The organism is Streptomyces sp. NPDC050743, from assembly GCF_044456925.1.
Taxonomy (GTDB): Bacteria; Actinomycetota; Actinomycetes; order Streptomycetales; family Streptomycetaceae; genus Streptomyces.
In genome coordinates this window covers 20,257-27,510 of sequence record NZ_JBITGJ010000095.1, presented here as the reverse complement: position 1 = coordinate 27,510, position 7,254 = coordinate 20,257, and the positions used below count along the sequence as shown (strand labels likewise).

7 protein-coding genes are annotated in these 7,254 nt (G+C 65.0%); 3 read left to right on the top strand and 4 right to left on the bottom strand.

Going from position 1 to position 7,254, the window contains the following annotated elements:
• Positions 1–112: 112 nt before the first annotated feature.
• Together ACIBJF_RS43490 and ACIBJF_RS43485 are read right to left on the bottom strand one after the other, a co-directional pair.
• Positions 113–403: a hypothetical protein gene (locus ACIBJF_RS43490; protein ID WP_399182664.1), complete on the bottom strand. Its 291-nt coding sequence runs from the start codon at positions 401–403 to the stop codon at positions 113–115.
• A gap of 48 nt (positions 404–451) precedes the next feature.
• Positions 452–2,029: a serine/threonine protein kinase gene (locus ACIBJF_RS43485; protein WP_399182668.1), complete on the bottom strand. Its 1,578-nt coding sequence runs from the start codon at positions 2,027–2,029 to the stop codon at positions 452–454.
• Positions 2,030–2,740: 711 nt separating this feature from the next.
• Between ACIBJF_RS43485 and ACIBJF_RS43480 the strand changes: the two genes are divergently transcribed.
• Positions 2,741–3,937, top strand: a complete 1,197-nt coding sequence (locus ACIBJF_RS43480; protein ID WP_399182662.1) for an IS110 family transposase — start codon at positions 2,741–2,743, stop codon at positions 3,935–3,937.
• A 34-nt stretch (positions 3,938–3,971) separates the two neighbouring features.
• Here the strand turns inward: ACIBJF_RS43480 and ACIBJF_RS43475 are convergent, their stop codons facing one another.
• Positions 3,972–4,349, bottom strand: a complete 378-nt coding sequence (locus ACIBJF_RS43475) for a hypothetical protein (RefSeq protein ID WP_399182661.1) — start codon at positions 4,347–4,349, stop codon at positions 3,972–3,974.
• 139 nt (positions 4,350–4,488) lie between these two features.
• Between ACIBJF_RS43475 and ACIBJF_RS43470 the strand changes: the two genes are divergently transcribed.
• Together ACIBJF_RS43470 and ACIBJF_RS43465 are read left to right on the top strand one after the other, a co-directional pair.
• Positions 4,489–5,259 (top strand): transposase, encoded by a 771-nt coding sequence (locus tag ACIBJF_RS43470; protein ID WP_399182659.1) that lies wholly within the window; start codon positions 4,489–4,491, stop codon positions 5,257–5,259.
• 123 nt (positions 5,260–5,382) lie between these two features.
• Complete coding sequence (locus tag ACIBJF_RS43465) at positions 5,383–7,011, top strand: ISAzo13 family transposase (protein ID WP_399182657.1); 1,629 nt, start codon at positions 5,383–5,385, stop codon at positions 7,009–7,011.
• Here the strand turns inward: ACIBJF_RS43465 and ACIBJF_RS43460 are convergent.
• Entirely contained in the window at positions 6,995–7,225 is a 231-nt protein-coding gene (locus tag ACIBJF_RS43460) for a hypothetical protein (protein ID WP_399182655.1), read from the bottom strand. The two genes, ACIBJF_RS43465 and ACIBJF_RS43460, sit on opposite strands and share 17 nt — an antisense overlap.
• Positions 7,226–7,254: the final 29 nt, after the last annotated feature.

The window sequence follows — 7,254 nt, the reverse complement described above, 5'->3', positions numbered from 1 at the left end:
CCTGCGCTGACGGGCTCACGAGCGCTTTCGACGTGATGACATCGTGACTCTCAAGTCGCAGTTCAGCGTAGGTGACAGGATTGTCGGCACCCACAGGCGTGGGGCGAGAGCGTCACGTTGGCCTGTTGCCGGAGTCGGGCGAGCGCTTTTTGCTGACGTGCTGTGCGGCCGTGGCGTCACATTGGTCGGTCTCCGGCGCAGAATCCAAAAGCTTCTTCACCGCGCTGAGTGACCAGCGTCCCGTCCCGCTGAGGGCTGGCGAGTTCAACCTGAAATAGCGCCAGACCGGGAACAGTTCGCCCTGCTCGCCCACGACGGCCGGTTTGGCCAGATTACGGACTCGGCGCACGATCAGCCGGGCGATGACCCACTCGCTCTTCCCGTCCGCAGTCGTGAGGCTCATGCCCTCGCGTCTCCCCGATGTCACAGAATACCGATGACTGAGGGGTGATCAGTCCGAGTCGGTGGGATCGTAGCCGCCTGCCACATCGACGGAACAGGAGTCGTCGAATGAGAATACGGTCGCCGTCCCTTTCTGCTTGTTTTGCTGGACGAGCTTACCCTGATCGATAACCTGCCAGGTTTCCCATTTAGACCCAACGGCATCCGGACTTGACACCTTGACAAACGACGAATCCGTTTGCCCACTAACGACCTCATATCGCCCGTTTTGGTATTTCAAGCAGTTGAGGGTGTAGAACTGCTCAAAACCCTTGCTGTCGGAGCCCATTTTGAATGCATAGTTCAACACGGCGAACGTCAACGGTGTTCCCCGGTATGCGGTATGTAGCACCTGAGTCAGATAAACGTGCCCCCATCGCGTTTCCCGCGACTGACCTCTCTTGATCACGATTGGATGCGCCGCACCCTCCCCGGTTGAAGCAGTGGGTACATACATTGCGTACGTTCGATTCTCCCAGTCCTGTCTCAGAGGGTCGACATTACGTGCAGGAATCGCAAATTTTTCTGGCACGGCCCCCTGGCCGGCATCGCGTGCCCCCTGGCTGCTTTCGCGGGATTCTGCCTCGTTGTTGGGCGAATTCGAGCCGCTGTCATGGCTGCTGATCCATCCCACAGCGGCTCCCGACAAAACGGATAGGGTTACGGCGGCCGCGATGACTCCCCGTCGTTTGGTTCGCGGACGCCGTCGTGCGGAGCTGCGGGCAAACTTGCGTGCCCGCAGGGAGCCGACCACACGCATGCGCCGTTTCAACTCGGATGTCCCCGGCTGCGATGCAGCTGCTTCCAGCGCGTGCAACACATCCTTGAGGGAGGGACGATCCTTGGGATGCTTCGCGAGACAAGCGCATATGATCCCCCGGAGCGCATCAGGGACGGAGGAAACGTCCGGTTCCTCATTGACAATCCTCCACAGCAGTGCCGGATAGTCCCCGGTGCCAAAGGGGGCGCGCCCGCTGACCGCGAAGGCCAGCAACGCGCCGAATGAGAAGACGTCAGCCGCCGGAGACACTCTCAGCCCCTGCGCTTGCTCAGGCGAGAAGTAGCCGGGAGTCCCCAAGGGCGTTCCCGTGCCGGTCAGTGCGCTGGCGTAGGGCGTGTACGCGAGTCCGAAATCGATGATTTTCGGCCCGTCGCCCGCCAACATTACGTTGCATGGCTTCAAGTCACGATGGACGAGCCCCGCAGCGTGGATGGCGGAGAGCCCCTGGGCGATGCCCGAACCGAACGCGACGGCTTCCTCCACACTCAAAGGGCCATGCTCTGAGATACGTTGATGCAACGACGGACCCTGTACATATTCTGTGGCCAGCCAGGGCTCGGCGGCGGTGACATCGAAGTCCAAGACGCGCACGGTTCGTGGGTGTCGAATCCGGACCGCTGCAGCCACCTCTCGCGCAAACCGCCGCCGGAACTCTGGGTCATCAACCTGCTCCGGCTTGATGATTTTGATGGCCGCTTTGGATTCTCCTTTATCGGCAGAGCCGAGATACACCCTCCCCATCCCGCCACTTCCAAGACGTGACTCGATACAGAAGGGCCCTACCTGCTTCGGGTCCCCGCTCCGCAACTCGCCCAAAACCGCTCCCCTGGAGGTCGTTTAACGGGAGGAATCTAGTCCCGTACATGCGGCAGTGAGAACTCAAGTACACATTGCAGCATGACTGTGACACTTCAGCAGACAGAGCAGCGCAATAACGTTGAGCGCAGTGCAATTAATCAGTAACTCAAAGTGACATTGGGGGCGCGGGCGATCTAGTGCTTAATAGGCCACGGACTCCTATTTTGGCTCTCTCGTTGGGGTGCTCTCGCGAGACGGCCCGCCCACCGGGACGGTGGACGGGCCGTGAACTGGTTGTTGGAACAGATCAGGTCGCAGACGCCGCATCGGCGATACGGGCTTCGAGGCAGGCGACGCGGCGGTCCTGGAAGCGGAGGTTGGAGCGGGCGGCCTGAAGCCGCTCCTCCAAGGTGCGGGTTGTCGCCGTGTCCCGCGTGAAAACCCTGGTTCGGGCTGCTGATCAGGCCGTTTGTCTGCCTGCCGTCAGGCTGCTCTACCTTCTTGATCGGGTTGATCGAGCCATTCGTAGGGTTGGGTCGCCCAGGGGTGCTGGGTGTGGCTATCAGGCTGCGGCCGATTCGTGGCTGAGCAAGCTTCGCCGCCCAGCACCCCACGACGACTCGGCCGCCGATTAGGAAGTGCGAACAAGTCGCTGTGTAGAGCAATGCCGGCGAGGTCGTCCGTGGCACGAACAGCACGAACACGCACGTCAGGAGCATGATGAGCCGGATATGGGCGGGGATCGACAGCGGCAAGGGTCACCGTCACGGCCTCGCACTGGACGCCGACGGCAAGACGCTGCTGTCGCGAAGGGTCGCCAACGACGAGCCCGAGCTGCTGAAGCTGATCGGCGATGTCCTCGACCTCGCCGACGGCCGCCAGGTCACCTGGGCCATCGACATGACCGGCGGGGAACCCGCGCTGCTGCTGGCCCTGCTGGTCAACCACTGCCAGGAGGTCCTCTACATCCCCGGCCGCCTGGTGAACCGGGCAGCCGACGGCTACCGCGGCGAGGGCAAGACCGACGCCCGCGACGCCTACGTCATCGCCGATCAGGCCAGGATGCGCCGCGACCTGCGACCCATCCGTCCCGGAGACGAAGCCGCCATCGAGCTCAAGCTGCTGACCGGACGCCGGGCCGACCTGGTCGAGGACCGCACCTGCGTCGTTAACCGCCTGCGCGGCACCCTGCTGAGCATGTTCCCCGCCCTGGAACGGGCCTTGGACGTGACCAACATCGGCCCGCTCAGGCTGCTGACGGGCTACCAGACCCCGGCCGCAATCCGCCGCACCGGAGTTGCGCGACTCACGAAGTGGCTGGCCAACCGCAAGGTCCGAAACGCAAGAGCCCTGGCCGAAGCAGCAGTCGAGGCCGCTGAGCGACAGCACACCGCCGTCCCCGGGGAGAAGACCATCGCGAAGCTGGTCCACACCCTGGCCGAGGAGGTGATGGCCCTCAATGAGCAGATCGCTGAGACGGACAGGTTCATCGAGGGCCGGTTTCACGAGCACGAACTCGCCGACATCGTCCTGAGCTTCCCGGGCATCGGCACTGTGCTCGGTGCCGAATTCCTCGCCGCCGTCGGCGGCAGCCTCGACGACTTCGAGTCCCCGGACGCCCTGGCGGCCTTCGCCGGCGTCGCCCCGGCACCTCGCGACTCCGGCAAGGTCAGCGGCAACCTCCACCGGCCGCTCACCTACCACCGAAGACTCCAGCGCGTCTTCTACACCTCCGCACTGGTCAGCGTCTGCTACGACCCGAACTCCCGGAAGTTCTACGACCGCAAACGCGCCGAGGGGAAGAAGCATGTCCAGGCGGTACTCGCCCTCGCCCGCCGACGCGTCAACGTCCTGTGGGCCTTGATCCGTGACCGACGGTCCTACCAAGTCACACCACCGAGCGCCAACGCAGCTTGACAACAGCATTAGGAAGCTCTGCTGGCGGCCCGCCTCACAAAGGTAGCCAGTTGGGCCACCCCACGGGCTTGCCGCCCGGTTCGCACATGCTGTCCGGGTGGCCGGGCGACACGTACCACACTGCCAACTCCGGCCAGAGCAGCATCGCAGTGGCGAGAATCGTCAACACCAGCGGCAGCAGGATGCGCCGGCGACCTGTCACCTTGCGCATCACAGCCCACAGCACGGTGGACACCGTCGCCACGCCGGTCGACGCGACCACCCATGCAACGAGCTGGTAGGAGCCGTCGGTGCCAATGTCGCAGTTCGCCCAGGTACTGATCAACATCAACGAGGCCGCATACCCGGACCCCAGGAACACCACCCACCCAACCAGCCAGGCGGCCGCGCTGTACTCGGCTTTTCTTCCCACTGGGGCCCCGCTCCATTGTCTTTGCACAGTTGCCTTCCGCCGGGAGTGGTGCGCCATAGGGACGGCCGATCATCGATCGCTTCGTCCTTGCGGCGCGTGATGTTACAGCGGGCGGTGGCACAAGTGTGATGATCTTGGTGTGCCTGGTGTGATCACGGCGTCGGAGCCGTCTTGGATAGCCCCGTTCTCCGGGGTCAGCCCGCGGTGTTTCACCAAGCTGGTGACCGCGCTGCGCCGCGAAGGTGCCGATGAGGTGCGACCGGGCCGGCCGTGGAGCCTGCCGCTGGAGGAGCGGGTGCTGCTGATTGCCGCGTACTGGCGGACGAACCTGACGCTGCGCCAGCTTGCCCCGCTGTTCGGGATCTCGAAGTCCGCAGCCGACCGCATAGTCGGCCATCTCGGTTCGTCGCTCGCTCTCCAGCCGCGCCAGCGGTTCCGCAAGGACACCGTCCTGATCGTGGACGGCACGTTCGTGCCGACCCGTGACCACCGGGTCGCCGAGCAGTCGAAGAACTATCGGTACTCCACCAACCACCAAGTCGTCATCGACGCGGACACCCGGCTGGTCGTGGTGGTCGGCCAACCCCTGCCAGGCAACCGCAACGACTGCAAGGCGTGGGAACTGTCCGGGGTCAAGGCAGCCGTCGGGAGGACCACGGTGATTGCCGACGGCGGCTATCGGGGCACCGGCCTGGTCATCCCGCACCGGCGCGCGAAGGGGCAGGCGGAACTGCCAGCTTGGAAAAAGGAGCACAACACCTCGCACCGCAAGGTCCGTGCCCGCGTCGAGCACGTCTTCGCCCGCATGAAGGGCTGGAAGATTCTCCGCGACTGCCGGCTGAAGGGCGACGGTGTCCACCACGCCATGCTCGGCATCGCCCGCCTGCACAACCTCGCCCTCGCCGGTTAGGCGGCTGAGCCCCGCAGCGATCCCACCGCGCTCTCATCGGCTGGGAGATCATTTACGGGACAACCCTTAGAGCTTGCAGATCATCAAGGTGTTGCTTCCCGCCCCATGGCTCGTTGATGTGGTATGCGCATTCCGGACGAGATCCGTACCCAACTCGCCATGAAGTTCGCGGTGTTGTTTCCACATCTGGATGAGCGGCAGCGACGGCTGCTGATGGCCGCAGAGGCCCGTGTCCTGGGACACGGTGGTGTTCGGTCCGTCGCGCGGGCGGCCTCGGTGAGTGAGACCACGGTCCGCAAAGGCGTGTTCGAGCTGGAGACCGGCGAAGAGCCTCTGGGGCGGGTGCGGCGGCCGGGCGGGGGCCGCAAGAGGGTCGCAGATCTCGATCCGGGTCTGCGGCCGGCACTGCTGGCGCTGGTCGAGCCGGACGAGCGCGGCGATCCGATGTCGCCGCTTCGGTGGACGGTGAAGTCGACCCGCACGCTGGCGCGGGAGCTGGCCCGGAGCGGGCACAAAGTCAGTGCGGACACCGTCGCGGACCTGCTGCGGGAGGAAGGCTTCAGTCTGCAGGCCAACGCCAAGACCATCGAGGGTGGCCAGCATCCGGACCGGGATGCCCAGTTCCGCTATCTCAACGAGCAGGCCCGCGATCACCGGGACACCGGCCAGCCGGTGATCAGCGTGGACACCAAGAAGAAGGAACTCGTCGGCGAGTTCAAGAACAACGGCCGCCAGTGGCGGCCTGCGGCTGATCCGATGCCGGTGAACGTCCATGACTTCGCCGACCCGCAGCTGGGCAAGGCCGTCCCGTACGGGATCTACGATCTCGCGGCGAACACCGGCTGGGTCAACGTGGGCACCGATCACGACACCGCCGCGTTCGCAGTGGAATCGATCCGCCGCTGGTGGTGCGGCCAGGGCCGGGCCGCCTACCCGCAAGCGACACGACTGCTCATCACCGCCGATGCGGGCGGCTCAAACGGCTACCGCACCCGGGCCTGGAAGCTCGAACTCGCCCGGCTCGCGGCCGAAACAGGACTGACGATCACCGTTTGCCACCTGCCGCCGGGCACATCGAAGTGGAACAAAATCGAGCATCGGCTCTTCTCGCACATCACCATGAACTGGCGCGGCCGCCCGCTGACCAGCCACGAAGTCATCGTCCAGTCCATCGCCGCGACCACCACCCGCACCGGCCTGCGGGTCATGGCCGAGCTGGACACCAACATCTACCCAACCGGAGTCCAGATCGGCGACGCGGAGATGGCGTCCCTGCCACTGACCCGACACGCCTTCCACGGCGACTGGAACTATGCCCTGCACCCCCAGCCGGGCCCTGCCGTCCCAGCGCCCCGGACTCGGCAGAAGCCGGCCCCGCAGTGGGACCATGCTCTACTGTCCGACCCCGCCCTGACCGGCATGTCCCGGCAGCAACTGAGCGATCTCACCGACACTTTGGCCGTCGATGGCGACGTCAAGCGCGGCCGCCCGCCCCGGCTCGCCTTCCCCGACCAGGTCCTGGCGGCCGTCCTTCACCTGCGGGTCGCCCTGGCCGCGGAACCCCTCGCGGTGCTGTTCGACAGCAGTCGGACCGCCATGCACCGCACCCTGCTGAAGATCAGGACACTGCTCAAGGCGCACAGCATCGTCATCCCGCCGGCGGCCACTCCACCCGCCGCCCTCACAGCCCTCCAGGCTCGGGTTCGAACCCAGACCGGCGACCCCAACAGCAAGATCAAGACGACGTGTTAATGATCTGCAAGCCCTTAGGCAGCAGACGCGACAGGGCCGCCAGCAGGACCCGGTCGGCCGGTTCCAACTTCGGTATACCGAGCTGGCGTTGGAGTACAGCGAGCTGGTGCCGCAGCACCAGCAGTTCGACGTCCTTGGCAGCGTTGCCCAGCAGCCGCAGGCCCGCCAGCTCCAGCGACCTGCGCGTCAGCAGATAGATCCATGACCACCGCACGGATCTCGATCATGCCCCGGTCCACCACC